This is a genomic window from Nonomuraea sp. NPDC050663 (assembly GCF_044456985.1).
Lineage (GTDB): Bacteria > Actinomycetota > Actinomycetes > Streptosporangiales > Streptosporangiaceae > Nonomuraea.
The window spans coordinates 82,523-107,700 of record NZ_JBITGL010000005.1 but is presented as its reverse complement, the minus strand read 5'-3'; the positions used below and the strand labels follow the sequence as shown (position 1 = coordinate 107,700).

Sequence of the window (25,178 nt, the reverse complement as noted above, 5' to 3'; positions counted from 1 at the left end):
GGGGGAGGGTCCTCTCCTTAGGACGCCTACCGGGTTAGCTGACGGGTTCGGGCCAGGAGATGCCCTACCGCGAAATTCGAGCGCGCCGCACAGCGCTCGGGGCTCTCGGATTCACCCCGGAAAGTTGGGTCCCCGGTTCCCCGCGGAGGGGGATTCGGCGATCGGACGTCGCCCCCTGGGTGGAGGCGTATCACCGTCCGATAACGAGGGACCTTAATAACAGTCTGAATAAAACCCAAAATCTGGAAAAGTAAAATCACGCTTCGGTGGCGGATCAGTCACGCCGGGTCACCACTTGACGGTCGTACAGGAGCGGGGTAGAACACGTTTCAATACGGTTGTCTACCAAGCGCTTGATCAAATCTACGCGATGAGGTGGCCCGGTGCACATCGACCTCGTTGACCAGGACCAATACGCCGAAAACGGTCCGCCGTTAGCCCAGCTCGCCTGGCTCAGATCCCACGCGCCCGTCTACTGGCACGAGGGAGAACCAGGTTTCTGGGCCGTCACCCGCCACACGGACGTCGTCCACGTCTCGCGACACTCCGAGCTGTTCTCCTCCTCCCGCAAACTCGCCCTGTTCAACGAGATGCCCGAGGAACAGCGCGAGCTCCAGCGCATGATGATGCTCAACCAGGACCCGCCCGACCACACCCGGCGGCGCGCCCTGGTCAACCGCGGGTTCACCCCGCGCACCATCGCCGCCCTCGAACAGCACATCCGCGAGATCTGCGACGACCTCCTCGACCAGTGCTCGCCCTCCGACGAGATCGACTTCGTCACCGAGATCGCCGCCCCGCTGCCGCTGTACGTGATCTGCGAGCTGATCGGCGCCCCCGTCGAGGACCGCGACAAGCTCTTCCACTGGTCCAACCAGATGATCGGCGCCCAGGACCCCGACTACGCCTCCTCCCCCGAGGAAGGCGGCGCCGCGGCCACCGAGGTCTACGCCTACGCGGCCGAGCTGTCCGCCAAACGCGCCGCCGCGCCGCCGCGCGACGACATCGTCGGCAAGCTCCTGCAGCCCACCGAGGCCGGTGAGCGGCTGACCGACAACGAGTTCGAGCTGTTCGTGCTCCTGCTGGCGGTGGCGGGCAACGAGACCACGCGCAACGCCGCCTCCGGCGGCATGCTCGCCCTGTTCGACCACCCCGACCAGTGGCAACGCCTCGTCGACGACCCCACGCTGGCCCCCACCGCCTCGGAGGAGATCGTGCGCTGGGTCGCCCCGGTCAACCTCTTCCGCCGCACCTCCACCCGCGACCAGGAGCTCGGCGGGCAGCAGATCGCCGAGAACGACAAGGTCGTGATCTTCTACTCCTCGGCCAACCGCGACGAATCCGTCTTCGCCGACCCCGGCGTCTTCGACATCGGCCGCGACCCCAACCCGCACCTCGGCTTCGGCGGCGGCGGAGCGCACTTCTGCCTCGGCAACCACCTGGCCAAGCTCGAGCTCAGAGTGCTGTTCGAGCAGCTGGTGCGCCGCTATCCGAAGATGCGCCAGACCGGCCAGGCCCGGCGGCTGCGCTCCAACTTCATCAACGGAATAAAGGAGTTGCCAGTCCGCCTAAGCTGATTTTTCATGCGCCTCTCCGATATTTCTCCAGATGAGACCCTCTGGAGCCTGCAGCGGCTCTCCTACGCCGTCGAAGCCGAACTCATCGGCGACGACCGCATCCCGCCGCTGCACGAGTCGCTCGACGACCTGCTCGCCGAACCGCTGACCTGGGTCGGCGCCTTCGACGAGGACGAGCGGCTCATCGGGGCGATCGCCTGGTCCTTCGCCGACGACGGGCTGCTCGACATCGAGCGGCTCGTCGTCGCCCCCACGGCCTTCCGCCGCGGCATCGGCCGCACCCTGGTCACCGAGGCGCTGACGCGGGCCGGCGACCGCGGAGCCGTCGTGTCGACGGGCCGGGACAACAAGCCGGCCAGATCGTTGTACGAGCGGCTCGGCTTCGCATGGGTGGAGGACGTCGAGGTGATCCCCGGGCTGTGGATCACCCGCTACGCTCGCTGAGCCGTTCTCCCCAGGGTCTGGAATTTCGTGTTACGTCGCCACCTAGGGCTCGTGGTCGCCGGGCTCTACCTGCTCGCCTGCGCGGCGGCCGCCGTCATCAGCATGCTCGATGGCCGCCTGCGGGCCCTCTGGCTGGCAGTCGCGTGGGACACCCCTTACTCGTTCGCCGCGATCGTCTACCCTCCACCGGCTTCGCCCGGTGTCCAGGTCGCAGGACTGGCCCTGCTCTGCCTGCTCAAAGCATGGATGCTCTGGCAGGTCCTCCTGCCAGGACCGGGCGCCGCTCCGCCCCGCCTGCTGCGGCGCCTGCTGTACATCGCGGCGGCGCTCCACGCGGCCGGCTGGCTCCTGCTCGACCAGCTGCCCGAATACGTGTCGGCTGGCGTGTACCTGCTGGTGTGGGGCCCGCTCGTGATCCTCTTCAGCCGCATCGCGGCCGGCTGGCTTCGGACCGTGCTGCTCGTGCTCGCCGTCCTGGACATCGTGTCGAGGGTCGAGAATCTCGCCGACGAGATCCCCGGACTCGAGTCTCCCGCCGTCCTCGGCCTCACCCGGGTTGCGTTCGTGGTGTGGAGCCTGCTGATCCTGCTGGCCCAGCGGCGCGACGACTGCTTCAGCGTCACCACGCTCAGGATCGGAGGACTCTCCTTCGTCATCGGGCTGATCGCCCCGATAGCCGCAGGCGCGCTCGACCTGAAACTGATCGGCCACCACCTCGACGTCTTCTTCGCCGTCTGGCTCGTGCGCTCCGCCCACGACCTCGGGAGGACCTCTCTGCCCACGAGCCCCCTCCTTTGGCCCCGGCGGCTCCTGATGTCCACCGGCGCCGTGCTGCTCGCCCTCGGCCTGCTCAAGCCCGAGAGCGCATCCTTACAGACTTTCACCGGCCGAGAGATCGACTGCATGGCGTGGACCTTGGAGCACCGCGGAGACAGCGACACCGCCCCGGAGGACAGGGAGCAAGCCTTCCTCTGCCCGAAGTGATCGGCGGGAGGGAATTGCGGATCCTGCAGTCGGAAGTACGCCTGCCGACCTGCGTCAAGGGGCCCCGGCCACTCCCGCGTCAGGGTCCACATGCGCCTGCGAGGAGCACCTGATCCTCGTCTCTACCCGGGAAGGTCCAAGCGCACGGTCCGTCCACCGCACCTCACGCTAGGAGGCCTTCCCCGCCTCCTGGTAGGCGCGGGGCGTGATCCCGAAATATCGTCCGAACCATCGGGTGAGGTGGCTCTGGTCGGCGAACCCCGTCTCACCGGCCACCTGCCCGATCGGCCGGCCCGCCGCGATGCGCCTGCGCGCCTCCCTGAGCCGAAGCTGGCGCTGGTAGTCGCTGGGCGCCATGCCGTACCTCGCCTGGAAGGCCCGGTAGACCGCGAACCGGCTGCCTCCGGCGGCCAGGGCCAGGTCCTCCGCCGTCAGGTCGTCGAGGAAGCCCTCGTGGATGCGCCGCCGCACCCTCTCCGCGATCATCGCCCCGCCCCTGAGTCCTTCGATGGGAAGCGCGGCGGGTCTGGTCGAGGCGCGCCTGACGATCGCCGCCACGGTCGCGTCGAGCAGCTCGTCGCGCCTGAGCGCCGGAGCGTTGCCGAGCAGCGCGCCGTGCAGCGCCCTGAGCGCGGCGGCGAGCACCGGGTCGTCGACCACCGGCTCGGCGAAGAGCGGCATGCCGGGGACCAGCTCCGGGCCGATGTGGACCATCCGGTAGGTGAAGCCGAGCTCGGTCGCCGAGTGGCCGTCATGAGGGTCGTCCGGGTTGAACGCCATGATCATCCCGGTCGCGCTCGTGTGCCTGCCGCCCCGGCACCTGAACGTCTGCGCGCCGTCGTCGGTCACCCCGAACGAGTACGTCTCGTGGCTGTGGCGGTGGTAGACGTGCTCGGTGAAGTGCGCGTGCATCGCCTCCACGGGCTGCTGCCGCGCTCGCCAGTAGCGGGCCCACTCCGGCATCACCCTCCCATTGTGCCTGCCGCACCAGCGTTCAAGACGCGGCCCCGTACGGCAGGCGATGCTGAGGGCCATGCGTTTCGACACCAAGATCGCGATCGTCGTCCGTTCCGACCTGGCCACCTGGCAGAGGCTCAACGTCACCGCCTTCATGGCCAGCTCGGTGGCGGGTGGCGTGCCCGAGACCATGGGGCTGCCCTACGCCGACGCATCGGGCACCGCCTACCTGCCGATGTTCCGCCAGCCCGTGCTCGTCTACGAGGGCGCCGACGCGGCCGCGCTGCGTGCCGTACGGGAGCGTGCGGCGGGGCGGGGGATGGAGGTGGCGGTGTACATCGAGGAGATGTTCAAGACGGGCAACGACGACGACAACCGGGCGGCCGTGGCCGGGGTCGAGACGGACGCGCTGGACCTCGTCGGGGTCGCCGTGTACGGCCCGCGGAACGCGGTGGACAAGGTCATGAAGGGGCTGCCCCTGCATCCGTGAGGCGCCACTTATCCACAGAACCCGTTCGCCCCGCCCCCGGCCGCCTGTCCGCGGCGCATCCTTCCCCCGTGCCTCCCACCGCCCGCCCCAGCCACCCCTCCCCCGAACCCCCCGCTGCCCAGTCCGCCCAGTCCGCCCGGTCCACCCGGTCCACCCGGTCCACCCGGTTCGCACAGTCCTCCCCATCAGCCACAACTTCCCAGTCCTCCCAGTCCTCCCAGTCCTCCCAGTCCTCACAGACCACTCAGTCCGCCCAGACCACCCACCCCTCCCCTGCCCGCTCGTCCCCCGTCGCTCGTTCCTCCCCGGCACGCTCCTCCCCCGGTTCTCCTGGGCGCTCCGCTCCCGGTTCCCTCGCTGCCCGCGCCCGGGTCTTCACCGACCTCATCCCCCAGGCGGTGGCCTGCCGCCAAACCGCCGCCCACCTCTGGGGCCTGACCGCCCTCCCCTGGAGCGCCCCCGAAGCCGCGTGGCCGGTCGAACTGGCCGTCCCCGAGCCCATGGAGCTCGTCGGCTGCCTCACCCACGTCGAAGCCGTCCCCGCCCGTGAGGTCACCCTGCGCGACGGGGTCCGTGTGACCACCCAGGAACGCACCGCCCTCGACTGCGCCCGCTGGCTGCCCCGCCCCGAGGCCGTCGCCGCACTCGACCAGTTCGCCCGCCGCGGCCTCGACCTGGATTCGCTGGCCCGCCAGGCGGGAGGCCACTGGCGCCAACGCGACACCCTCCTCATGGCCGACCGCGGCTCGGCCTCACCCCGTGAGAGCTGGCTCCGCGTCGTCCTCATCGAGGCCTGGCTGCCTCCTCCCGCCACCCAGATCCCGGTCCCCCTCGGCGACGGCCGCCGCGCCTACCTCGACCTGGGCTGGGAGGAGTTCAAGGTCGCCGTCGAGTACGACGGCCACGAGCACCACTCCTCCGAACGCGACCGCGACCACGACTCCCAGCGCCGCAAAAGGCTCCGCGGCCTCGGCTGGCGCGTCTTCCCCGTCGACAGGTCGGTCTTCCCTGCCCGCTGCGGCGACGTGATCGAGGTCGTGGCCAACGCCCTGTTCGAGCGCGGCTGGCGCCCCGGCAGCGCCCGCACCGCCCGCGTCCTGTCCCGCATCCGCGCCCACCGCCGCAGACGCTGGTGAGGAGCCGCGCCAGGGATGCGAGCGCGGCTCGGCATCCCCAGTCCGCCGCGCCCGCCGCCGCAGACGCGCCGCCCCGACCCCACCGTGCCCAGCGACGCAGGAGCAGGTACCCCTACCCCCCTGCCACCCACCGACGCAGGCGCGCCGCCCCGGCCCCACCGTGCCCAGCGACGCAGGTGCGGCGCCCCTACCCCACCGTGCCCACCGACGCAGAGGAGCGGGTGCCCCGACCCACTGCGTCCACCGACGCAGACAGTGGTGATCAACGGACTTCGTGAGGCCGGTGCGGCGGCAGTGGCGCCCTCAGACGGCCAGTCACCCCACCCACCGTGTCCGAGTGTGCTCACCGCCGAGTGAGAAAGCCCGCACCGGGGAATGCTGCCCGCCGTGGGAGGCGCGGGAGCGGAACGATGCGCCCGCGCCACGCGTTCGGCATCTAGGAATCCCGACCAGTGGAGTGTGGTCTGTGGCCGAGGGACTCTTCACCCGCTTAGACAGCGCCCTCGAGAAGGAATGGGGCCGCTGGTCCCTCAACCTCGAAGGCGCCGATCCGCGCGACTTCCTCAACGATCTCGTCCGCGGGTTGAAGGGTAATCCCGACGGGTCGGGCAAGAAGATCGAGAGCAAGCACCGCTACGTCGGTCTCGTGCCGACGATCTCCTGGCTGCTCACCTGCCGCGACCCGTCGTATCCGGTCCTCTACGACTCGCTCAAGTGGTTCGCCAGGCTGTGGGACACCTGCCTGCCGGCCCTCGACGACGCGCGCTACCACTACGTCAGCCTCGGCGTCGGCAGCGGTGAGAAGGACTGGCTCATCCTCAACCAGCTCCAGCGTAACAACCCCGACCTGCTCTACATCGCCCTCGACATCAGCGCCCACATGCTGCGCCTGGGCACCGACGAGATCCGCAAGCGCCTGCCCGGCCGGGTGCTCCCGATCGAGCTCGACTTCGAGGACCGCTCCAGTCTCCGGGCGCTCCGCAAGCTCCTCAACGACATGGTCGGCGACGATCCCATCCTCTTCAGCCTGCTGGGCAACACGCTGGCCAACATCGAGCGCGACAAGGACTTCCTCAAGAACCTCACCACGGTGCTCAGGCCGCAGGACCGGCTGGCCCTGGAGATCGCGACGACTGATGTGCTGACGGAGTCGACCGCGGCGGCCGCGGCGGCCGAGCGGCGTGGAAGCCGCCTCTACAACGAGTTCGCGACGGCATCGCTTGGCACCTATACCGACTTGACGGTCGACACCAACAACCTGGAGTTCGTCGGCAGCGTGGAAGACTCCCACGCGATCAGGATCGAGGCCTCCTACGTCAACAAGTCCGGAGCGACGATCCCGCTGATGCTGCCCAACCGCGAGGTGATCCCGTTCCGCGCGGGCGAGGGGATCCGGCTGTCGGTGGCGCGCAACTACTGGGTCGACGGGCTGCGCACGCTGTTCGGGACCTGCGGTCTGCACGAGATGGCGGTCGACATCGAATTCGGCGACACCAAGGAGGAGGTGCGCGACTCGGCCAACTTCGGGCTGGGTGTGGTGCTGCTGCGGTACGAGCCGCACGTCGATGGCACGACCTCGCCGCTGGGCAGGGTCTGGGGGGCGGGTGGCGGCGCCCCGAGAATCGGGTGAGCCATGGTCCGCCTGGCGATCCGGCTGACGACTCTGGGCGCCCTGGGGCTGGCCCTGGTCTCGGCGTGCTGGTGGTGGTGGGCGGCCGACGGCACGGACACGTGGCTCGAACCGGCCGCCACCGCGCTGGCCCTCACGGCGGCGCTGACGGGCATCCCGGCCGAGCGCTGGGCCGCGGAGGCCGAGCGCCGGCGTCATGCGCTCATCGCGTTGCGCCGCGAGTTCGGGCAGAACAAGCGGATCCTGGCCGATCCCCGCTTCCGGCCCGAGAACCAGGGGGTCGGGCAGGTCTATCCGCGGCTGCTGCTGGGCACGGTCGACACCGTCTTCATTTCCGGCGCTCTCGACGTGGGGCGCGACGAGAAGTTTCTGGAGATGCTGCTCGACTGGCGTAACGTGGCGCAGGATCTCAACCGGCGGCTTGATGTCACCGAACTGCGGTTGTGCACGATCGACACCCTCGATCACCGGGAGCTGGCCTACTTGCGCGGCATCGGTCAGCCGGGCGGATTCCTCGCCGGGGTGACGGCTCGGCTGGAGGTCTGCGAGGCCTGCCTGGAGGAGACGTTGCAGGGTCCGACACGCCGATGGTGGGCCGCCCGCCTGCAGCCTGCCCTCCGGGGGCAGCCGGGACTCCAGGGACAGCCGCTCCAGGGACAGCCGCTCCAAGGGCAGCCCCTCCAGGGACAAAAGCTCCAGGGCCCGGCATTCCAGGGCCCGGCATTCCAGGGCCCGGCGTTCCAAGGCCCAGCGTTCCAAAGTCAAGCGGTGCCCGAGGCGGAGTGATCGAGCACGGGTAGGTCGGCGAGGCGAACGCGACCGATCAGGGCCAGGAGGAGTCCTGGTCCGGGTCGCCCCCCTCGGAAAGGAGACGAATGTCCGATTCGACCATCATCGCCACAAGCTCGTCGAACGAAACCGTGGGCTCCCACCCGAGCTGGACCCGCGCCTTCTTGGGGTCCGCGCACAGCAGGTCCACCTCGGCGGGCCGGTGAAGCGACGAGTCGCAGACCACGTACTGCTCCCAGTCCAGCCCCGCCGCCGAGAAGGCGGCCTCGACGAGTTCGCGCACCGACTTCATCCGCCCCGTCCCGATGACGTAGTCCTCGGGGGTGGCCGCCTGCAGCATCAGGTGCATCGCCCGTACGTAGTCGCCGGCGAATCCCCAGTCGCGTCGCGCCTCCAGGTTGCCCAGGCGCAGTTCGGTGGCCATGCCGAGCTTGATGCGGGCGACTCCGAGCGACACCTTCCTGGTGACGAACTCGGCGCCCCGGCGCGGCGACTCGTGGTTGAACAGGATTCCGGAGACGGCGAACATCCCGTAGGACTCGCGGTAGTTCTGGGTGAGGAAGTGCCCGTAGGCCTTGGCGACGCCGTACGGCGAGCGGGGGTGGAAGGAGGTGCGCTCGGTTTGGGGGGTCTCGCTGACCTGGCCGAACATCTCGGAGGAGGAGGCCTGGTAGAAGCGGATCTGGCGGGAGGTGGCCGAACCTCTGGAGATGCCCGAGCACACCCGGATCGCCTCGAGCATCCGGAGCACGCCCATCCCCGTGACCTCGGCCGTGAGCTCGGCCTGCTCCCACGACATGGGCACGAACGAGATGGCTCCGAGGTTGTACACCTCGTCGGGCTGGACCTTCTCCACCGCGGAGATGAGCGAGCCCTGGTCGAGCAGGTCGCCGCGGGCGATCCGGACGTCGGCCAGCAGTTTGCGCATGCGCGAGACGCGCGGGTTGGCCTGGCCCCGGGCCAGGCCCCAGACCTCGTATCCCTCGCTGAGCAGGTGCTCGGCGAGGTAGGAACCGTCCTGGCCGGTGATGCCGGTGATCAGAGCGCGCCTGGCCAAGAGGTCCTCCAACTGTGACTTTCAGGGCAATGTACCGGCACTTTGGACGTACAGCACAAGATCAGGTAGAACGTGTTCCACAGAATAACGCTCGGTCAGCACAACTTCGCAGTTCGCGAGGCCTGCGCATGCCAATGGGCACAATTCCACGTGACCTACCGAATGGTAGCCTTTCCGGCTAAGGTCATCTTCCACGGTACACACCCGTCTCACGGGTCCTACCGGCGAGAAAGGGGTGTCCGTGAGCGACACGCTGCGGATCGCACTGCTCTCTTACCGCAGCAAGCCCACGTGCGGCGGTCAAGGCGTCTACTTGCGGCACCTCAGCCGCGAGCTGGTCGCGCTGGGCCACCACGTCGAGGTCTTCTCCGGCCAGCCCTACCCGGAACTCGACGAGGGTGTGATCCTCAACAAGGTCCCGAGCCTGGACCTGTACATGGACGAGGACCCGTTCCGCACGCCGAAGCTGCGCGAGTTTCGCGACTGGATCGACGTCCTCGAGTACGGCACCATGCTCACCGCCGGCTTCCCCGAGCCGCTGACCTTCACCCTGCGTGCCCTGCGCGAGCTGAAGAAGCGCCAGGGAGACTTCGACGTCGTCCAGGACAACCAGACCCTCGGCTACGGCCTGCTGGGCATCCAGAAGCTGTTCCCCGTGGTCGGCACGATCCACCACCCGATCAGCGTCGACCGCCGCATCGAGCTCGAAGCGGCCAAGAGCTGGAAGAAGCTGACGATGCGCCGCTGGTACGGCTTCGTCAAGATGCAGGCCAAGGTCGCGCCGAAGCTCAACCCGATCCTCACCGTCAGCGAGTCGTCGCTGGCCGACATCCACCGCGACTTCAACGTCCCGCAGGCCAACATGCGCCTGATCCCGCTGGGCGTCGACACCCGCTACTTCCACCCGCGCCCGCACCTGCCCAAGCGCAAGGGCTCCATCGTGGCGGTGGCCAGCGCCGACTCGCCGATGAAGGGCGTGGCGACGCTGCTGCGGGCGGTCGCCAAGCTCGCGACCGAGCGCGACGTGAACCTGACGGTGGTCAGCAAGCCCACGCCGGGCGGCCCGACCGAGAAGCTCGTCCAGGAGCTGTCGCTGTCCGACCGGGTGCGTTTCGTGCACGGGATCTCCGACACCGAGCTGGGCGAGCTGATCGCCACCAGTGAGATCTCCGTCGTCCCGAGCCTGTACGAAGGGTTCTCGCTGCCCGCCGTCGAGCACATGGCCTGCGGCACCCCGCTGATCGCCAGCCGTACCGGCGCGCTGCCCGAGGTCGTTGGCGACGCCGCCGTGCAGGTGGCGCCGGGCGACGCCGAGGAGCTGGCCGCGGTCCTGCGCCGCCTGCACGACTCCCCCGAGGAGCGCGAGCGGGTGGGCAAGGCCGGCTACGACCGCGCGATGGAGCGCTACACCTGGCAGGTCGTGGCCAAGCGCACCGTCGAGGCCCACCGCGAGGCCATCACGAACTTCAAGCGCCGATAACACCCTAAGGAGATCTCCAAAGTGCTGACCGTTGACTTCGCCCGGCTGCCCGTGGGGCCCGGGGTGCGGGTGCTCGATCTGGGCTGCGGCGGTGGCCGTCACGCCTTCGAGGTGCTGCGGCGGGGCGCGGACGTGGTGGCCTTCGACATGGACCAGACCGAGCTCGACAGCGTGAAGTCCATGTTCCTGGCCATGGAGGAGGCGGGCGAGGTCCCCGAGGGCGCCCACGGCGAGACCGTGCACGGCAACGCCCTGGAGATGCCCTTCGAGGACGCCAGCTTCGACAAGGTGATCGCCGCCGAGATCCTGGAGCACATCCCGGACGACATGGCCGCGATGCGCGAGCTGCTGCGCGTGCTCAAGCCGGGCGGCACCGCCGCGATCACGGTGCCGGCGTTCCTGCCGGAGCGCATCTGCTGGGCGCTGGACGAGGCGTATCACACCGCTCCTGGCGGACATGTCAGGATCTACACCCTGGCCGAGCTCCAGGCCAAGCTCAAGGCGACCGGGTTCGAGATCGGCCCGCACCACCACGCGCACGGCCTGCACGCGCCGTACTGGTGGATCAAGTGCGCGGTGGGCGTCAACAACGACGACCACCCGCTGGCCAAGGCCTACCACGAGCTGCTGGTCTGGGACATCATGAAGCGCCCCGCGGCCACGAGGATCGCCGAGGCCGTCCTCAACCCGCTGATCGGCAAGAGCGTGGTCCTCTACGTCAGGAAGCCATGATCTCCCGCTCTCAGGTCGTCCAGACCGCCAGGAGCATCGCGGCGATCCAGGGCGACGACGGCGGCGTGCCGTGGCCCGAGGGGCACGTGGACGCCTGGAACCACATCGAGTGCCTGATGGCCATGTCGGTGGCCGGACTCGGCGCCGAGGTCCGCAAGGGCTACGAGTGGCTCGAGAACCACCAGCGCACCGACGGCTCCTGGGCTTCCAAGATCCTCGACGGCCGTCCCGTGGAGGCCAACGGCGAGTCCAACCACGCCGCCTACATCGCCGTGGGTGTCTGGCACGAGCTGCTCGTCACCAAGGACCAGGCCTTCGCCGAGCGCATGTGGCCCGTGGTCAAGAAGGCGCTCGACTACGTGGTCGGCCTGCAGGCCCCGCGCGGTGAGATCGTCTGGGAGCGCGACGCGGTGGGCCGCGCCTCCGACTACGCCCTGCTCACCGGCAGCTCGTCGATCCACCAGGGGCTGCGCTGCGGCGTGCTGCTGGCCGATCACCTCGACGACCCGCAGCCGCACTGGGAGCTGGCCGCCGACCGGCTGGCGCACGTGATCAAGGCCCATCCCGAGGCGTTCGCCGACAAGAGCCGCTTCTCGATGGACTGGTACTACCCGGTGCTCGGCGGCGCCGTACGCGGCCCCGACGCCTTCGAGCTGCTGCACCGCGAGTGGGCCACCTTCGTCGTGCCGGGCCTGGGCATCCGCTGCGTCTCCGACCAGCCGTGGGTGACCGGGGCCGAGACCTGCGAGCTGGTGCTGGCGCTCGACGCGCTCGGTGACCGTTCGCGGGCGGAGCGGCTGTTCGACGACATGCAGCATCTGCGCCACGACGACGGCTCGTACTGGACCGGCTGGCAGTTCGCCAACCGCAAACACTTCCCGCACGAGCGGTCCGGTTATACGTCCGCCGCGGTGGTGCTGGCCGCCGACGCCCTGTCGGGGCTGACGCCGGCGGCGGGCATCTTCCGTGCCGCGGCGGCGCCGGGCGTGGTCCCCGCCGACCCCGAGGCCTGCGGCTGCACGCCCGCGCGAGCCTGATCCGCCAGGACCCGGGTACGGCAGAGCAAGCCGATTTGCCGTTCTTTTACGGCGAATCCTCGGAGTGCCGTCCGCCGATCCCGTCATGCCCTTACTAGTTTCGGGACTGGCCACAAACGGGCGTCTTCGGGGGAACAGTGGGCGCAACATCGCTCTTGGACCAGGTCTGGACCGAACCGGCACCAACCACGCCCCGTGGCCTGAGGCGCTTGCTGGTGATGGAGCCCGCCGAGGCCGAACTGGCCCGGTACCGTTTCCGCCTGCGCCCGGGCCCATCACGAGAGATCCTCGAAAGGGCGGAGAAGTCGTACATCTTCGGCTTCAACTCCGCCCTGGCCGACGAGACCCACACCATCGACACCATCTCCCCTGACCAGCGAGGATTCGCCTACGAGGGCGCGGCCAGCGCCTGCACGCTCCTCGATCTGGCCACACCGACCCGGGGCCGGCGCCTGCACGAGCTACAAACCGGCCCCGCCAAACGTCACTCGCACGCCGTCCACCTGGGCGCCGGCCGGGCTTACGCCCGGGTGCCGGTGCGCAGGACCTTCGCCCGCCTGGATCCGCTGCTGAGGTGGGCGGCGCTGGACGGCTACGGGTTCCAGCGGGCGCTCACGCTCACCGACCAGACGGTGGGCAGGCGCATCATGCCGAGCCTGCGCACCCGCGCCGAGTGCGCGATCGCCGACCAGGGGCTCGGGCGCCTGCTGTGGTTCCACGAGTGCGCGGCGCCCGAGGACGTCGCGGCCCGCATCTGGTCGTTCCCGGCGATGCGGCGCGGCGACCTGTGGAGCGGGGCCGGGTTCGCGGCCACCTCCGTCGGCGGCGCCGACTCCGACGAGCTGTGCAGCCTGGCCTTCCACGCCTCGACCGACGGCTTCCGCGCCCACCTGGCGCAGGGCAGCGCCTTCGCTGCGGCGGCCTCGCTGCGCTCCGGGCACCTGCCGGCGCACACCGCCCAGGCGGTGCAGCTCCTGACCGGGGCTGAGGCCGACGACGCGGCGGCGCGCGTGGACCGGGCGATGATCGCGCTGGGCCACGACCCGCGCACCGCCGACGACTACCTGAGCTGGCGCGCGCACACCAGGAAAGCGTTCACCAGGCGGGGCTGAGCACGCTCGGAAAGCTAGACGCGCTCCAGCACCCGCAGCGAGCCCTCCACCCTGACCTCCTTGAACCCTTCGTCGAGCGCCCGAAGGTACACCCGGTAGGGCGCCTGGCCGCCGTCGGCCGGGTCGGGGTAGATGTCGTGGAAGACCAGAGCGCTGCCCGGCTCGACGAAGCGCGCCCAGCCCTCGTAGTCGCGGGTGACCGGCTCCTCGGAGTGCCCGCCGTCGATGAAGAGCATGCCAAGCGGCGTGTTCCACAACGCCGCGACCCGCTCGGAGCGCCCGACGATCGCGACGACCTCCTCCTCGAGCCCGGCCGAGGCGATGGCCGCGCGGAAGAAGGGCAGCGAGTCCATCTTGCCGAAGCGCGGGTCGACGAGGGTCGGGTCGTGGTAGGCCCAGCCGGGCTGGATCTCCTCCGAGCCGCGGTGGTGGTCGACGGTGACGACCACGGATCCCGCCTCGCGGGCGGCGGCTCCCAGGTAGATCGCCGACTTGCCGCAGTAGGTGCCGATCTCGCAGATCGGGCCCCGCGTGCCGTACCGGACAGCCGTCTCGTAGAGGGCGAGTCCCTCGTTGTCAGGCATGAAGCCCTTGGCCTGCGCGGCGGCGCGCCGGAGATCCTTGTCCATGGTCGCCCACCCTATTCCACCCGAACAAAGCTCTTGTACGACATTCTGGAACCTGTTCTACTTGGCTCGTGAATCAGCGCGCCCGCATCGCGATGACCGAGGACGAGGTGGCCGCCTTCCTCGCCGCGTCACGCAAGCTCCAGCTCGCGACCATCAATCCCGACGGCACACCGCATCTGGTGACGATGTTCTACGCCCTCGCCGACGGCAAGATCGGGTTCTGGACTTACGGTAAGGCCCAGAAGACGCTCAACATCGCACGAGACCCCAGGGTGAGCTGCCTGATCGAGGCCGGAGACGATTACAACGAGCTGCGCGGCGTGCTGCTGTACGGCATCGCCAAACAGGTCGAGAAGACCCTCGACCTGGGTCTCGACATCGCCAGGCGCATGACGCCCGGCGTGCCGGACGACCTGCTTCTGCCGTACGTGGAACAGACCGGGAAAAAGCGCGTGGCCTTCGTCGTCGAGCCCACCCGGGTGGTCTCATGGGACCACAGGAGGCTGTGATGAAGATCAAGGTCGACTACGACGTCTGCGAGGCGAACGCCGTCTGCATGGGCCTGGCGCCCCAGGTGTTCGACGTGGACGACGACGACAACCTGCACGTGCTGATGCCCGAGCCACCCCCAGAGCTGGCGGACCGCGTTCGACACGCGGTCCGTTCCTGCCCCAAAGCCGCCCTCTCACTGGAGGAGTGATCCGAGTATGCGCGCCGCTCTCGTCCACGCCGCAGGCCATGACAAGCTCGATATCCGTGACGACGTCACCCTGACCCCGCTGGGGCCGACCGACGTCCGAGTAAAGATCAAGGCGACCGGCGTCTGCCACTCGGACCTGTCGGCCATGAGCGGCATCCTGCCCCAGCCGATGCCGCTGGTGCCCGGCCACGAGGGCGCGGGCGAGGTGCTCGAGGTCGGCGACCACGTGGAGACCGTCAAGCCGGGCGACCACGTCATCATCAACTGGCGTCCCGCCTGCCAGCAGTGCGAGCTGTGCGTGGGCGGCCAGCCGTTCCTGTGCATGAAGTACGTCATCGAGTCGTTCACCACCGCCAGGCTGCGCTACGACGGCGACAAGCAGGTGTTCGGCATGGCCGGTTGCGGCACCTGGGCCGAGGAGGCCGTGGTGCCGTGGCAGGGCGCCATCAAGATCGACGAGGACGTGCCGTACGAGGTCGCCGCCCTGATCGGCTGCGGCATCACCACGGGCGTCGGCGCCGCGCTGAACACCGCCAAGGTCAAGCCGGGCAGCACGGTCGCGGTGATCGGCTGCGGCGGCGTGGGCCTGTCGGTCATCCAGGGCGCCCGGATCTCCGGCGCCCGCGCGATCCTGGCCGTCGACCCGCTGGAGTCGAAGCACGCCCTGGCCAAGAAGGTCGGCGCCACCCACACCTGCACCCCCGAGCAGCTGATGGAGGCGATCGGCGAGGTCACCGGCGGCACCGGCTTCGACTACGGCTTCGAGGTCGTCGGCAAGTCGGCGTCCATCATGAGCGCCTGGCAGGCGACCCGCGCGGGCGGCGACGTGGTCGTGGTCGGCGCGGGCGCGATGGACGACATGGTCTCCATCTCCGCCTTCAGCCTGCTGTTCGAGGGCAAGCGGCTGCTGTCCAGCCTGTACGGCGAGTCCGACGTGCGCCACGACTTCCCCCGCTTCGCCAAGCTCTGGCGGTCGGGGCACCTGGACCTGGAGTCGATGATCAGCGCCAGGATCAAGCTGGCCGACCTCAACGACGCCGTGGACGCCCTGCGCGGCGGCGACGTGCTGCGCCAGATCGTCGTCATGGACTGATCGTCCGGGTTAATCCCCATACAGCGAAGCCCGCTGCCCCTGATAGACCAGTCAGGTAGCAGCGGGCTCACTGTGTCAGGAGCAGCCGTGGCCGTGGAACTCGTGATTGTCGTGGTCATCGTCGGTGCGGTGATCTGGCTGATCGACCGAGCGCGCAAACGCCGGCGGCAGACCGCCCCTGCGGCGGCCTCTCCCGTACGGCAGGCGGCCCAGCACCTGCTGCCCACCTTCAAGGTGGTCGCGCTGGGAGTGCCGGGATCGGGCAAGACGGCGCTGCTGGCCAGCATGTTCTACCGGCAGTGGGCGCCCAGGCCCGAGCTGGGCAACTACTACTTACGCCTGCCCCACTCCGACGCCTACTACCTCAGCTCCCTCTACCGCGAGATCTCCGACCCGACCGGGCTCTGGCCCTCGGGCACCGGGGTGGGCCAGGAGCGGGAGTTCGAGTTCGGCTGCATGCTCCAGCTCGACGGCGCCCACCACGAGCTGGCGCGGATCAAGTACATCGACTACGCGGGCGAGCTGCTGACCGAGGCGAGTCCCGAGCACCTGTCGTCGTTCGAGGTGCTGCTGCGCCACGTCGAGGAGGCCAGCGTGATGCTGGTCATCATCGACGGCCTGCGGCTGCGCCAGTACTTCGACGGCCACGTCAACGCCGCGTTCCGCCTCGACCTGGCCATCCGCCCCTACATCCAGCTCGCCCTGCGGGCCACCTGCCCCGTGCAGTTCCTCATCACCAAGTGGGACCTGCTGCAGCCGATCGGCTTCGACGACCGGGAACGGCTGCGCAAGTGCCGCGACGCGCTGCTGTCCAACGAGGCGTTCCGCGCGCTGGTGTTGACGCACAACCGCGACCGGATGTTGCGCCTCATCCCGGTCTCCGCGGTCGGGTACGGCTTCGCGGATCTGGCCCCCGGCGGGCACGTGGTCAAGCGCGCCGACGCCGAGGCCAGCCCCACCTACGTCGAGATCCCGCTGTGCGCGGTCGTCCCCGATCTGTTCCAGCAGGTCGAGCACGCGCTGGACGAGGCCGCCCGCACCCAGGTGATGGGCGAGCTGCAACGGCTGATGGGCCGTGGCGGCGGCTGGGCGAACCTCGCCGCGCCCGGCATGGCCCAGACTCCCGCCCGCCGGCTGCTGCGGAGCCTGGCCGGGACCGTCCCCAACGGCGGCCTGGCCGCCGAGTCGGTCGAGCTGCTCGCCGAATGGCTGGCCAGGCCCTTCCTCCAGGAGCGCGAGGACGCCTTCCGGCAGGTCGACGCCTTCGCGGCCCAGCGCGCCACCATCCTGCGGGCTCGCTCGGCGCTGCTGGAGATCATGCGGCGCCAGGTGGTCTCGCTGCAGGAGCAGCTGCCGGAGTCGGTCCTCTCGTACGAGCTGCGGTACCTCCCGTGAGCCGGGTCTGGCCATTCCTCTACGGCAGGGGGCGCGAGCGCGGCTACCGGTTGCTGATCGTGCCGGACCTGCTCACCGATCCGGGCGCGCTGGGCTGGCTGGCGCGGGCCGCCTCCAGCGGGCGCGACGGGGAACGGGCCGAGCGCCTGCCCGACGGGCCGGCCGTACGGCTGGCGGTCAGGTCGGAGGTCGTCGACGGGGAGTTCGACGAGTTCGGCCGGCCGCTCAGGATCAGCTACGGGGTGGTGAGCAGGACCGCCGTGTCGATGCGCGACGTCGATGCGGCGCGGGAGCTGGCGGTCGGCGTCTATCGGGAGTTCCTCGACGCCGAGGAGTCCTTCCGGCCCCGCACGGCCCAGGCCCTGCCCGGCGGGAGGCAGGTGCCGGCTGCCCGCCTGGCCGCCGAGCCGCCTCCCGTCCCGAGTGTCGCGCCGCCCGTCCCGAATGTCGCGCGTGCCGTGCCGAGTGCCGCGCGTGCCGTACGGCCCGGCCGGGTGTCGCGCCTTCGCCTGGTGGCCGTCGCGGGGGCCGTCGTCGTGGCCCTGCTGGCCTTCCTGCTCGTCAGGACCCTGCTCGGAGGCGCCGCCGAGCACTCGCTGCCCACCGCGGGCACCGTCGACCTGGACCTCCTGACCGGCGCGAACACCCCGGGCGCCCCCGATCTCACCGTCACCAGGAGCGACGGGAAGATCTACTTCGAGCCCCCGCCGGGAGCGGCCCTCACCCAGGGCGACTGCCGCCGCCCGGAGGGTCCGGAGGGGCGCGCGCAGGCCGTGCCCGGCAGCCGGTTCTGCGTGACGACGCCGGACGGCGCGGTGTACGACCTGCGGGTGCGCGCCATCACCCCGCAGGAGATCCTCGCCGAGGTGGACGAACCCTAGGCCATCGCGGCGATCTGGATCAGGTTGCCGCAGGTGTCGTCGAACACGGCCGTGGTGACCGGTCCCATGGCCAGCGGCTCCTGCGTGAACCGCACGCCCAGCGCGCTCAGCCGCTCGTACTCCGCCTGGACGTCGTCCACAGCGAACGACGTCGCGGGGATGCCGTCGTGCAGCAACGCGTCGCGGTAGGGCTTGACCGCCGGGTGGTCCGACGGCTCCAGGACCAGCTCGGTCCCGTCGGGGTCGCCGGGCGAGACCACGGTCAGCCAGCTGGCCTCGCCCATCGGGATCTCGGTCTTCTTCGCGAATCCCAGCGTCTCGGTGTAGAAGGCCAGAGCCTTGGCCTGGTCGTCGACGTAGACGCTGGACAGGTGGATCCTCATGGCCGGTCCTTCCTGAGCCATCGCGCGAGGACGCGCTCGATCGGCTCGGTGTCGATGTCGTGGAACTTGTAGCGGCCCTGCCTGCGGGTCCTGACCAGGCCCGCCGCCTCCAGCACGGCCAGGTGCTGGCTGACGGCCTGCCGAGAGGAGCCCAGGCCGTGCTTGGTCGCCAGCCGGGTGCAGATCTCGAAGAGGGTCTGCCCGTCGCGCTCGCTCAGCTCGTCGAGGATGATCCGGCGAGTCGGGTCGGCGAGCGCCTTGAACACATCATCGGGCATGACTCCACAATAGGCAAGTCGCTACTTGCCTATCAAGGCCGATCTCCGATACTGCCCGGGCGTGCCGCCGCTCCAGGCGCGGAAGGCCAGGTGGAAGCCGACGTCGGAGCCGTAGCCGACCCGCTCGGCGATGCGGCCGTGCGACAGCCCGGTTTCCACCAGGAGCCGGGCGGCCTCCTGCATGCGGCGGGCGGCCAGGTGCTGCATCGGCGGCTCCCCCACCAGCTCGCGGAAGCCGGAGGCGAAGGCCGAGCGCGACATCCCGGCCTCGGCGGCCATCGACTCCAGGGTCCACGGCTCGGCGAACCTGGTGTGCACGGCCAGCAGGGCTTTGCCGATCGCGGGGTGGCGCAGGGCCCGCAGGACCGGCACGTCCCGTTCCTCCAGGGCCGCGCGCAGGGCCAGGATGAAGATCAGCTCGAAGGCGCGCAGGGCCACCAGGGCGGCGCCCGGCCGGTCCTCGGCCCACTGCTCCCCCAACTGCTCCAGAGTCCCGGCCAGCAGGGGCTGGCGCTCGACGACCTCGCGTTCGAGCACGATGAGCTCGGGCAGCGCCCGATAGAGCGGGGCGGCGGCCAGGGGCTCGTAGTGCAGGCCGCCGCACAGCAGCTCGGTCGCCTCGCCAGGACCGTCGATCCGCAGAGCCCTGACGGCGCCGGGCTCACGATCGGGGAGCACCTGCGCCAGCGGCACCGTCACCTGCCCGGCCCGGTCGGCGAGCCGGTGCGAGACGCCGTGCGGGAAGATCGCCAGATCGCCGGCCCCGAGGCGGACCGGCTCGCCGTGCCGCGGACCGCAGTCGTCGCCGGCCACCACGCACAGCGGATCGCCCGGCGCCAGCTCCACCACGCACGAGCCCCGCTGCACGTAGTGGAGGATCGCGCAGTCTTCCCGCTCCCCCACCACGCCCCACGGCGCGCGCAGCGACCACGAGCTGTGGAAGACGCCGCGCAACCTCATCGGGGTGAGCAGCTCGCTCAGCAGGTCAGCCATGGACGATCCTTAAATGTTTGCAGATCTCGCTTTATCGAGCGTAGCCCGCCGCCTCACCATAGTGGTCTCCATGACGACATATCTGGTCCTTGGCGCCCGGGGCAGCCAGGGCGGCGCGGTGGCACGACGGCTGGCCCTCACCGGACATGAGGTGCGCGGCCTGGTCCGCGGTCCCGGCGGCCTGCCCGGCGGGGTGAACCCCGCGATCGCCGACCTGGCCGACCCCGCCCAGGTGAAGGCGGCCTTCGACGGCGTCACCCACGCCTCGGTCACCCTCCCGATGGTCTTCGACGCCGACGCGACCGCCCGCTACGTGGACAACATCGCCGGCGCGGCCCAGGCCGCGGGAGTGCGGCGCCTGGTGCTCAACACCTCCAACCGGCAGCCCGACCGGCCGACCGGGGTGCTCATGTTCGAGACCAGGCGGGCCGCCGCCGAGACCCTGCTGGCCTCCGGCGTGCCCACCGTCGTGCTGCGCCCGCCCCTCTACCTCGACAACCTGCGCGCCCCCTGGGTGGCGGAACGGTTGGAGCGGGAAGGGACACTCAGCTACCCCCTGCCCGCCGGCCTGCCGGTGGCCTGGCTCAGCCACGACGACCTGGCCGCGCTCACCGAGGCCGCCCTGCACCGGCCGGGCATCGAGGGCGAGGCGCTCGACATCGGCGGCCCCCGGACGGTCACGGGACCCGAGCTGGCCGCCGCCTTCTCCGCCGCACGCGGACGCGAGATCACCTACCAGGCCCTGGCGCCCGCGGACTTCGAGGCGGGCCTGACCTCCACCTTCGGCCCGCACGTCGCCGCGGGCATCGCGGCCACCTACCACTGGATCGCGGAGCACGGAGACGACCAGATCTTCGCGGGCACCGCGGCCGACCGGCTCGGCGTCTCGCTCACGCCGCTCGAGGAGGCGCTGCGATGAACGACAGGGACGCCTGCGAGGCGGAGATCGTGGCACACCACGAGGTCATCGAGGGGTGGCTGCGCGGGACGCTCGACGACTTCGCGCCGTTCGAGAGGGCCCAGGCGCCCGGCTTCACCCTCAACGAGCCGGGAGGCGCCCGGCTCGACCGGGATCAGGTGATGGAGTGGGTCGAGGGCGCGCGAGGCTCGGCGCCGGACCTCAAGATCACGATCTTCGATGTCCGGCTGGTCGCCGCGGGCCAGACGCATGTCGTGGCGGACTACATCGAACGCCAGCCCACCGGCGACCGCCGCGCCACGGTCGTCTTCGTCAGGGACCCCGAAGCCCGCCACGGGCTGCGGTGGCTGCATCTGCACGAGACCTGGACCCGGGACTGATCCCGGGGATCAGGACCGGCGCAGGTAGAGGTCGCGCAGCAGCGCGATCTCCGAGCCGTGGTGGATGGCCTCCCGGTTGATGTGCAGCACCAGCGCGGCCCGCGGCGCGTCGGGGAAGAGAGGCTCGGCCTCGCGGCAGGGCTCGGCCAGCCCGGCGGCGTCGAGGGAGCGCGCCCCCGCCGCCCACGCCGCGTAGGCCCGGTCGAGCTGCTCCAGCGCCTCCTTGGCCGTGCCGGAGTACGGGTGGGTCTCGTAGCCCGTCTCCGGCCCGCCGAAGTGGCGTGCTGTGCGGGTGCCGAAGACGCCCACGATGACGTGGGCCATGCGCCAGGCGATCGTGGTGACGGGCGGCGGCGACGGCTCCGGGTAGGCGAAGTCGATCACCCAGTCACCCGGGCCGAAGACGGCGCGGCCCTCGGGGACCTGGTCGCGGGGGCGGATGTTCCAGCAGTCGGCGACGGGCTCCCAGAGGTACTCCTCGTCGGTGAGGCCGTCGAGGCGGGGGCGCAGGTGGTGGGTCCAGTGCCAGTCGAGCTGGTCGTACAGCTCCTTGGTCCAGTCGACGCTCATGCACCAAGCATTACCCCAACGGGCCGACAGAATCGGCGTAGTAGGCGCTGGAGAGGTGGCGGGCTGCGGGCCTCGTCGAGGTCGGCATCGGTGAACGAGGCCAGGTCGGCGGGAGTGGCGACCGTGGAGGCGCGCCAGGCGTCGGGCAGCGGCTGCTGCCCGACCAGGCGCGCCTCCAGCTCGGCGACATGGTCGGCGAGGTGGTCGGCGATGCGGCTGGGCGCGGAAGACTTCGGCGGGCGGCGAAGTGTCGCGGGTCAGTCGCTGGAGAAGGCGGCGTCGAAGGCGGCCGTCGGCGGGGTGATCGCGTTGAGCCGCCTGATGTAGGCCAGCGCCTCGGGCGCCCCGTCGAGGCGGTCCATCCCCGCGTCCTCCCACTCGATCGAGATGGGTCCGTCGTAGCCGATCTGGTTGAGCGCCCGGAAGCAGTCCTCCCACGGCACGTCACCGCGTCCGGTCGACACGAAGTCCCACCCGCGGCGCAGGTCGGCCCAGGCCAGGTGCGAGGAGAGGCGGCCGCGGCGGCCGTCGCCCACGCGGACCTTGGTGTCCTTGCAGTCGACGTGGTAGATGCGGTCGGCGAAGTCGAGGATGAAGCCGACCGGGTCGAGGTCCTGCCACACCATGTGCGAGGGGTCCCAGTTGAGGCCGAAGGCGGGGCGGCGCCCGATGGCCTCCAGCGTCTTGACCGTGGTGACGTAGTCGTAGGCGATCTCGCTCGGGTGCACCTCGTGGGCGAAGCGCACGCCGACCTCGTCGAAGACGTCGAGGATGGGGTTCCACCGGTCGGCGAAGTCCTGGTATCCCGCATCGACCATGGAGGCGGGCACGGGCGGGAACATCGCCACGGTGTGCCAGATGGACGAGCCGGTGAAGCCGACGACGGTGTCGACGCCGAGCGCCGCGGCGGCGCGCGCGGTCGTCTTCATCTCCTCGGCCGCCGCCTGCCGCACCTCCTCGGGGTCGCCCGAGCCCCAGATGTGCGCGGGCAGGATGCCCTTGTGGCGCTCGTCGATGGGGTTGTCGCAGACCGCCTGGCCGACGAGGTGGTTGGAGATGGTCCACACCTTGAGGCCGTACTTGTCGAGCTGGGCCTTCTTGGCGGCCACGTAGCCGGGGTCGGCGACCGCCTGCCGTACGTCGAAGTGATCGCCCCAGCAGGCGATCTCCAGCCCGTCGTAGCCCCACTCGGCGGCCAGCCGGCACACCTCGTCGAAGGGCAGGTCGGCCCACTGTCCCGTGAAAAGTGTCACCGGTCTCATCTAGATCTCCCTGTAGGTGCCGTTGCTCTGCTCGACCGCTTCGAGGACCTGCTGCACGCGCAGCCCGTCCGCGAAGGAGGGGGAGGGGTCGGCGCCGGTGCCGATCGCCTCGAGGAAGTCGCGGATCTCGTGGGTGAAGGTGTGCTCGTAGCCGAGGCCGTGGCCGGGCGGCCACCACGCGCCGACGTAGGGGTGCTCGGGCTCGGTGACGAGGATCCGCTCGAACCCTCCGGAACCGGACGACACCCACAGCTCGTTCATGGCCTCGAAGTCGAAGGCCAGCGAACCGTCGGATCCGTTGACCTCGATGCGCAGGGCGTTCTTGCGACCGGTGGCGAACCTGGTGGCCTCGAAGACCCCCATCGCGCCGCCCGACAGCCGCGCCACCCAGGCGGCGGCGTCGTCGACGGTGACCGTGCCCTTGTCGGCGGCGGCCGAGGCGCCCAGGCCGTCGGAGGCGCCCGCGAGGGGCCGCTCCTTGACGAAGGTCTCGGTCAGCCCGGTGACGCCGACGATGTCCTGGCCGGTGATGAACTGCGCGGTGTCGATGATGTGGGCGCCGATGTCGCCGAGCGCGCCGGAGCCTGCCTTGTCCTTCTGCAGCCGCCACACCAGCGGGAACTCGGGATCCACGATCCAGTCCTGCAGGTAGACGGCTCGCACGTGCCGTACGGTCCCGAGCTTGCCCGTGGCGACCAGCTGCCGGGCCAGCGCGACGGCGGGCACGCGGCGGTAGTTGAAGGCCACCATCGACCTGCCGCTCGACTTGGCGGCGGCCTCGGCCATGGCGGTCGCCTCGGCCACCGTGTTGGCCAGCGGCTTCTCGCACAGGACGTGCTTGCCGGCCTCCAGGGCGGCGATGGCGATCTCGGCGTGGGAGTCGCCCGGCGTGCAGATGTCGATGATGTGGATGTCGTCGCGCTCGATCAGCGAGCGCCAGTCGGTGGTGTGCCCGGCCCAGCCCATGCGCTGCGCCGCCTGCGCGGTGGCCTCTTCCGAGCGCCCGCAGACGACCCGCATGGCCGGGGCGACCGGCAGGTCGAAGAAGGCGGTGACGTTGCGCCAGGCCTGGGAGTGCACGCGTCCCATGAACGCGTACCCCACCATCCCGACACCGAGCGTGGAGTCAGTCATACGTCCTCACAAGCCGATACGAGCCGATTGATGTTCTCGGGCGACAGGTAGTGCTCCCGGGCCAGGATGCCCGCGCCCCACGCGGCGGCGTCGACGCCGGTACGGCTGGGCACGATGGTCAGGTGCTGGGTCGCCAGGGGCAGCGAGCGGCGGTAGACCGTTTCGCGGATCCCGGCGAGCAGGTGGTCGTGGACACGCGACAGCAGGCCGCCCACGACGACGACCTCGGGGTTGAAGAAGTTGACCAGGCTCGCCAGCACCTCGCCGATGAGCCTGCCCGCCTCGCGGACGGCGCGCAGCGCCTGCACGTCGCCCTGCTGCACCAAAGCCACGACCTCGGCGCCCGATTCGACGCCGAGCCCGCGGGCCAGGGCGGCCCCGCCCGCGACGGCCTCGAGGCAGGCGCTGTTGCCGCACCGGCAGCCCGCCTCCTCGTGGCCGCTGACCCTGATGTGCCCGATGTCGCCCGCCGAGCCCTGGGCGCCCCTGTGCAGCCTGCCCTCGGCGACGATGCCGCAGCCGATGCCGGTGCCGACCTTGACGAACAGCAGGTGGCGGGTGTCGGGGAAGGCGTGCCGGTGTTCGCCCAGCGCCATGAGGTTGACGTCGTTGTCGACCAGGACGGGCACGTCGGGGAAGAAGGCGGGGACGGGGTAGTCGTTCCAGCCGGGCATGATCGGCGGGTTGTTGGGCCGGCCGGTGGCGAACTCGACGGGTCCCGGCACCCCGATGCCGATGGCCGTCAGGGTGCGCTCGCCCAGCAGCTCGTCGACGCGCTTCTTGACGTGCGTGAGCACGGTCTGCGGGCCTTCCGCGATCTGCAGCTGGTCCTGGGCGGTGGCCACGGTGGCGCCGCCGAGGTCCGTCAGCGCCACCCGGCAGTGGGTGGCGCCGAGGTCGACGGCGGCGATGGTGTGGTCTTCCGTGCGCAGGCGCAGCTGCCTCGGCGGCCGGCCCCCGGTGGACTCGCCGCCGGTGGTCTCCTCGACCAGGCCGCAGTCGATCAGCGCGTCGACGCGCTGGGAGACGGTCGATCTGGCCAGACCGGTGAGCCTGGCCAGATCGGATCGGGTCGTCGCGGACCCCGCGCTGATGAGGGTGAGCACATCACCGGGGGAACCCATGGCGCGACTCTA

29 protein-coding genes and 1 riboswitch are annotated in these 25,178 nt (G+C 70.4%); of the genes, 19 read left to right on the top strand and 10 right to left on the bottom strand.

Annotation, left to right across the window (positions count from 1 at the left end):
• Positions 1 to 6 precede the first annotated feature (6 nt).
• Positions 7 to 170, bottom strand: a riboswitch (cyclic di-AMP (ydaO/yuaA leader).
• 213 nt (positions 171 to 383) lie between these two features.
• The 3 genes from ACIBH1_RS17490 to ACIBH1_RS17480 are packed head-to-tail and all read left to right on the top strand — an operon-like array spanning position 384 to position 3,005.
• Entirely contained in the window at positions 384 to 1,577 is a 1,194-nt protein-coding gene (locus ACIBH1_RS17490; protein WP_397314790.1) for a cytochrome P450, read from the top strand.
• 6 nt (positions 1,578 to 1,583) lie between these two features.
• Complete coding sequence (locus ACIBH1_RS17485) at positions 1,584 to 2,021, top strand: GNAT family N-acetyltransferase (RefSeq protein WP_397314789.1); 438 nt, start codon at positions 1,584 to 1,586, stop codon at positions 2,019 to 2,021.
• A 27-nt stretch (positions 2,022 to 2,048) separates the two neighbouring features.
• Entirely contained in the window at positions 2,049 to 3,005 is a 957-nt protein-coding gene (locus ACIBH1_RS17480) for a hypothetical protein (RefSeq protein ID WP_397314788.1), read from the top strand.
• Between the two features lie 168 nt (positions 3,006 to 3,173).
• On the opposite strand, the gene ACIBH1_RS17475 is transcribed toward ACIBH1_RS17480, so the two are convergent.
• The gene (locus ACIBH1_RS17475) at positions 3,174 to 3,968 is read right to left on the bottom strand and encodes an AraC family transcriptional regulator (protein WP_397315326.1); all 795 of its coding nucleotides are present in this window, start codon (positions 3,966 to 3,968) and stop codon (positions 3,174 to 3,176) included.
• Positions 3,969 to 4,038: 70 nt separating this feature from the next.
• On the opposite strand from ACIBH1_RS17475, the gene ACIBH1_RS17470 reads away from it, so the two are divergent.
• The 4 genes from ACIBH1_RS17470 to ACIBH1_RS17455 all read left to right on the top strand — a co-directional run bounded on the left by ACIBH1_RS17470 (position 4,039) and on the right by ACIBH1_RS17455 (position 8,004).
• Positions 4,039 to 4,452 carry a DUF2000 family protein gene (locus ACIBH1_RS17470; protein WP_397314787.1) on the top strand — a complete coding sequence of 138 codons (414 nt, stop codon included), beginning with the start codon at positions 4,039 to 4,041 and terminating at the stop codon, positions 4,450 to 4,452.
• Between the two features lie 398 nt (positions 4,453 to 4,850).
• Positions 4,851 to 5,588 (top strand): hypothetical protein, encoded by a 738-nt coding sequence (locus tag ACIBH1_RS17465; RefSeq protein WP_397314786.1) that lies wholly within the window; start codon positions 4,851 to 4,853, stop codon positions 5,586 to 5,588.
• Positions 5,589 to 6,054: 466 nt separating this feature from the next.
• A complete protein-coding gene (locus ACIBH1_RS17460; RefSeq protein WP_397314785.1) occupies positions 6,055 to 7,218 on the top strand; it encodes an L-histidine N(alpha)-methyltransferase in 1,164 nt (387 codons plus the stop codon).
• 3 nt (positions 7,219 to 7,221) lie between these two features.
• The gene (locus ACIBH1_RS17455; protein ID WP_397314784.1) at positions 7,222 to 8,004 is read left to right on the top strand and encodes a hypothetical protein; all 783 of its coding nucleotides are present in this window, start codon (positions 7,222 to 7,224) and stop codon (positions 8,002 to 8,004) included.
• A gap of 37 nt (positions 8,005 to 8,041) precedes the next feature.
• Here ACIBH1_RS17455 and ACIBH1_RS17450 read toward each other — a convergent pair whose 3' ends face one another.
• Complete coding sequence (locus tag ACIBH1_RS17450) at positions 8,042 to 9,064, bottom strand: GDP-mannose 4,6-dehydratase (RefSeq protein ID WP_397314783.1); 1,023 nt, start codon at positions 9,062 to 9,064, stop codon at positions 8,042 to 8,044.
• Between the two features lie 241 nt (positions 9,065 to 9,305).
• On the opposite strand from ACIBH1_RS17450, the gene ACIBH1_RS17445 reads away from it, so the two are divergent.
• The 4 genes from ACIBH1_RS17445 (at position 9,306) to ACIBH1_RS17430 (ending at position 13,425) form a co-directional block, all read left to right on the top strand.
• Positions 9,306 to 10,544: a glycosyltransferase family 4 protein gene (locus tag ACIBH1_RS17445; protein WP_397314782.1), complete on the top strand. Its 1,239-nt coding sequence runs from the start codon at positions 9,306 to 9,308 to the stop codon at positions 10,542 to 10,544.
• A gap of 21 nt (positions 10,545 to 10,565) precedes the next feature.
• Positions 10,566 to 11,276: a class I SAM-dependent methyltransferase gene (locus ACIBH1_RS17440; protein WP_181612921.1), complete on the top strand. Its 711-nt coding sequence runs from the start codon at positions 10,566 to 10,568 to the stop codon at positions 11,274 to 11,276.
• Positions 11,273 to 12,313 carry a prenyltransferase gene (locus ACIBH1_RS17435; RefSeq protein ID WP_397314781.1) on the top strand — a complete coding sequence of 347 codons (1,041 nt, stop codon included), beginning with the start codon at positions 11,273 to 11,275 and terminating at the stop codon, positions 12,311 to 12,313. The genes ACIBH1_RS17440 and ACIBH1_RS17435 overlap by 4 nt, the downstream gene beginning before the upstream one ends.
• A 215-nt stretch (positions 12,314 to 12,528) precedes the next feature.
• Complete coding sequence (locus ACIBH1_RS17430) at positions 12,529 to 13,425, top strand: DUF1702 family protein (RefSeq protein WP_397315325.1); 897 nt, start codon at positions 12,529 to 12,531, stop codon at positions 13,423 to 13,425.
• Between the two features lie 14 nt (positions 13,426 to 13,439).
• Here the strand turns inward: ACIBH1_RS17430 and ACIBH1_RS17425 are convergent, their stop codons facing one another.
• A complete protein-coding gene (locus ACIBH1_RS17425) occupies positions 13,440 to 14,054 on the bottom strand; it encodes a class I SAM-dependent methyltransferase (RefSeq protein ID WP_397314780.1) in 615 nt (204 codons plus the stop codon).
• Positions 14,055 to 14,122: 68 nt separating this feature from the next.
• Here ACIBH1_RS17425 and ACIBH1_RS17420 point away from each other — a divergent pair, with 68 nt between their 5' ends.
• The 5 genes from ACIBH1_RS17420 (at position 14,123) to ACIBH1_RS17400 (ending at position 18,123) form a co-directional block, all read left to right on the top strand.
• Positions 14,123 to 14,563: a pyridoxamine 5'-phosphate oxidase family protein gene (locus tag ACIBH1_RS17420; protein WP_397314779.1), complete on the top strand. Its 441-nt coding sequence runs from the start codon at positions 14,123 to 14,125 to the stop codon at positions 14,561 to 14,563.
• The gene (locus ACIBH1_RS17415) at positions 14,563 to 14,754 is read left to right on the top strand and encodes a ferredoxin (RefSeq protein WP_181612926.1); all 192 of its coding nucleotides are present in this window, start codon (positions 14,563 to 14,565) and stop codon (positions 14,752 to 14,754) included. Before ACIBH1_RS17420 ends, ACIBH1_RS17415 begins: the two co-directional genes overlap by 1 nt.
• Positions 14,755 to 14,761: 7 nt before the next feature.
• A complete protein-coding gene (locus tag ACIBH1_RS17410; protein WP_397314778.1) occupies positions 14,762 to 15,847 on the top strand; it encodes a Zn-dependent alcohol dehydrogenase in 1,086 nt (361 codons plus the stop codon).
• A gap of 93 nt (positions 15,848 to 15,940) precedes the next feature.
• Complete coding sequence (locus tag ACIBH1_RS17405) at positions 15,941 to 17,242, top strand: hypothetical protein (protein ID WP_397314777.1); 1,302 nt, start codon at positions 15,941 to 15,943, stop codon at positions 17,240 to 17,242.
• Positions 17,239 to 18,123: a hypothetical protein gene (locus ACIBH1_RS17400; RefSeq protein ID WP_397314776.1), complete on the top strand. Its 885-nt coding sequence runs from the start codon at positions 17,239 to 17,241 to the stop codon at positions 18,121 to 18,123. Before ACIBH1_RS17405 ends, ACIBH1_RS17400 begins: the two co-directional genes overlap by 4 nt.
• On the opposite strand, the gene ACIBH1_RS17395 is transcribed toward ACIBH1_RS17400, so the two are convergent.
• The 3 genes from ACIBH1_RS17395 to ACIBH1_RS17385 are packed head-to-tail and all read right to left on the bottom strand — an operon-like array spanning position 18,120 to position 19,777.
• Positions 18,120 to 18,506, bottom strand: coding sequence for a VOC family protein (locus tag ACIBH1_RS17395; RefSeq protein ID WP_397314775.1), 387 nt, complete (start codon positions 18,504 to 18,506; stop codon positions 18,120 to 18,122). The two genes, ACIBH1_RS17400 and ACIBH1_RS17395, sit on opposite strands and share 4 nt — an antisense overlap.
• Positions 18,503 to 18,784, bottom strand: a complete 282-nt coding sequence (locus ACIBH1_RS17390) for an ArsR/SmtB family transcription factor (protein WP_397314774.1) — start codon at positions 18,782 to 18,784, stop codon at positions 18,503 to 18,505. The genes ACIBH1_RS17395 and ACIBH1_RS17390 overlap by 4 nt, the downstream gene beginning before the upstream one ends.
• A gap of 21 nt (positions 18,785 to 18,805) precedes the next feature.
• A complete protein-coding gene (locus ACIBH1_RS17385) occupies positions 18,806 to 19,777 on the bottom strand; it encodes an AraC family transcriptional regulator (protein ID WP_397314773.1) in 972 nt (323 codons plus the stop codon).
• A 70-nt stretch (positions 19,778 to 19,847) separates the two neighbouring features.
• Between ACIBH1_RS17385 and ACIBH1_RS17380 the strand changes: the two genes are divergently transcribed.
• Both ACIBH1_RS17380 and ACIBH1_RS17375 read left to right on the top strand, forming a co-directional pair.
• Complete coding sequence (locus ACIBH1_RS17380; RefSeq protein ID WP_397314772.1) at positions 19,848 to 20,696, top strand: SDR family oxidoreductase; 849 nt, start codon at positions 19,848 to 19,850, stop codon at positions 20,694 to 20,696.
• Positions 20,693 to 21,076, top strand: coding sequence for a DUF4440 domain-containing protein (locus ACIBH1_RS17375; RefSeq protein ID WP_397314771.1), 384 nt, complete (start codon positions 20,693 to 20,695; stop codon positions 21,074 to 21,076). Before ACIBH1_RS17380 ends, ACIBH1_RS17375 begins: the two co-directional genes overlap by 4 nt.
• A gap of 9 nt (positions 21,077 to 21,085) precedes the next feature.
• On the opposite strand, the gene ACIBH1_RS17370 is transcribed toward ACIBH1_RS17375, so the two are convergent.
• A complete protein-coding gene (locus ACIBH1_RS17370) occupies positions 21,086 to 21,646 on the bottom strand; it encodes a DinB family protein (RefSeq protein WP_397314770.1) in 561 nt (186 codons plus the stop codon).
• Positions 21,647 to 21,736: 90 nt separating this feature from the next.
• Here ACIBH1_RS17370 and ACIBH1_RS17365 point away from each other — a divergent pair, with 90 nt between their 5' ends.
• Positions 21,737 to 21,973, top strand: coding sequence for a hypothetical protein (locus ACIBH1_RS17365; RefSeq protein WP_397314769.1), 237 nt, complete (start codon positions 21,737 to 21,739; stop codon positions 21,971 to 21,973).
• Here ACIBH1_RS17365 and ACIBH1_RS17360 read toward each other — a convergent pair.
• The 3 genes from ACIBH1_RS17360 to ACIBH1_RS17350 are packed head-to-tail and all read right to left on the bottom strand — an operon-like array spanning position 21,904 to position 25,166.
• The gene (locus ACIBH1_RS17360) at positions 21,904 to 22,908 is read right to left on the bottom strand and encodes a sugar phosphate isomerase/epimerase family protein (protein WP_397314768.1); all 1,005 of its coding nucleotides are present in this window, start codon (positions 22,906 to 22,908) and stop codon (positions 21,904 to 21,906) included. The genes ACIBH1_RS17365 and ACIBH1_RS17360 overlap by 70 nt on opposite strands.
• The gene (locus ACIBH1_RS17355; RefSeq protein ID WP_397314767.1) at positions 22,909 to 24,042 is read right to left on the bottom strand and encodes a Gfo/Idh/MocA family protein; all 1,134 of its coding nucleotides are present in this window, start codon (positions 24,040 to 24,042) and stop codon (positions 22,909 to 22,911) included.
• Positions 24,039 to 25,166, bottom strand: coding sequence for an ROK family protein (locus ACIBH1_RS17350; RefSeq protein ID WP_397314766.1), 1,128 nt, complete (start codon positions 25,164 to 25,166; stop codon positions 24,039 to 24,041). The genes ACIBH1_RS17355 and ACIBH1_RS17350 overlap by 4 nt, the downstream gene beginning before the upstream one ends.
• Positions 25,167 to 25,178: the final 12 nt, after the last annotated feature.

What these genes read in the sequence shown, in the direction of transcription:
- ACIBH1_RS17425 (WP_397314780.1), bottom strand. Translation starts at nt 14,054, where the DNA reads ATGGACAAGGATCTCCGGCGCGCCGCCGCGCAGGCCAAGGGCTTCATG.
- ACIBH1_RS17350 (WP_397314766.1), bottom strand. Translation starts at nt 25,166, where the DNA reads ATGGGTTCCCCCGGTGATGTGCTCACCCTCATCAGCGCGGGGTCCGCG.
- ACIBH1_RS17475 (WP_397315326.1), bottom strand. Translation starts at nt 3,968, where the DNA reads ATGCCGGAGTGGGCCCGCTACTGGCGAGCGCGGCAGCAGCCCGTGGAG.
- ACIBH1_RS17455 (WP_397314784.1), top strand. Translation starts at nt 7,222, where the DNA reads ATGGTCCGCCTGGCGATCCGGCTGACGACTCTGGGCGCCCTGGGGCTG.
- ACIBH1_RS17485 (WP_397314789.1), top strand. Translation starts at nt 1,584, where the DNA reads ATGCGCCTCTCCGATATTTCTCCAGATGAGACCCTCTGGAGCCTGCAG.
- ACIBH1_RS17395 (WP_397314775.1), bottom strand. Translation starts at nt 18,506, where the DNA reads ATGAGGATCCACCTGTCCAGCGTCTACGTCGACGACCAGGCCAAGGCT.
- ACIBH1_RS17435 (WP_397314781.1), top strand. Translation starts at nt 11,273, where the DNA reads ATGATCTCCCGCTCTCAGGTCGTCCAGACCGCCAGGAGCATCGCGGCG.
- ACIBH1_RS17410 (WP_397314778.1), top strand. Translation starts at nt 14,762, where the DNA reads ATGCGCGCCGCTCTCGTCCACGCCGCAGGCCATGACAAGCTCGATATC.
- ACIBH1_RS17370 (WP_397314770.1), bottom strand. Translation starts at nt 21,646, where the DNA reads ATGAGCGTCGACTGGACCAAGGAGCTGTACGACCAGCTCGACTGGCAC.
- ACIBH1_RS17385 (WP_397314773.1), bottom strand. Translation starts at nt 19,777, where the DNA reads ATGGCTGACCTGCTGAGCGAGCTGCTCACCCCGATGAGGTTGCGCGGC.
- ACIBH1_RS17375 (WP_397314771.1), top strand. Translation starts at nt 20,693, where the DNA reads ATGAACGACAGGGACGCCTGCGAGGCGGAGATCGTGGCACACCACGAG.
- ACIBH1_RS17470 (WP_397314787.1), top strand. Translation starts at nt 4,039, where the DNA reads ATGCGTTTCGACACCAAGATCGCGATCGTCGTCCGTTCCGACCTGGCC.
- ACIBH1_RS17390 (WP_397314774.1), bottom strand. Translation starts at nt 18,784, where the DNA reads ATGCCCGATGATGTGTTCAAGGCGCTCGCCGACCCGACTCGCCGGATC.
- ACIBH1_RS17380 (WP_397314772.1), top strand. Translation starts at nt 19,848, where the DNA reads ATGACGACATATCTGGTCCTTGGCGCCCGGGGCAGCCAGGGCGGCGCG.
- ACIBH1_RS17355 (WP_397314767.1), bottom strand. Translation starts at nt 24,042, where the DNA reads ATGACTGACTCCACGCTCGGTGTCGGGATGGTGGGGTACGCGTTCATG.
- ACIBH1_RS17415 (WP_181612926.1), top strand. Translation starts at nt 14,563, where the DNA reads ATGAAGATCAAGGTCGACTACGACGTCTGCGAGGCGAACGCCGTCTGC.
- ACIBH1_RS17360 (WP_397314768.1), bottom strand. Translation starts at nt 22,908, where the DNA reads ATGAGACCGGTGACACTTTTCACGGGACAGTGGGCCGACCTGCCCTTC.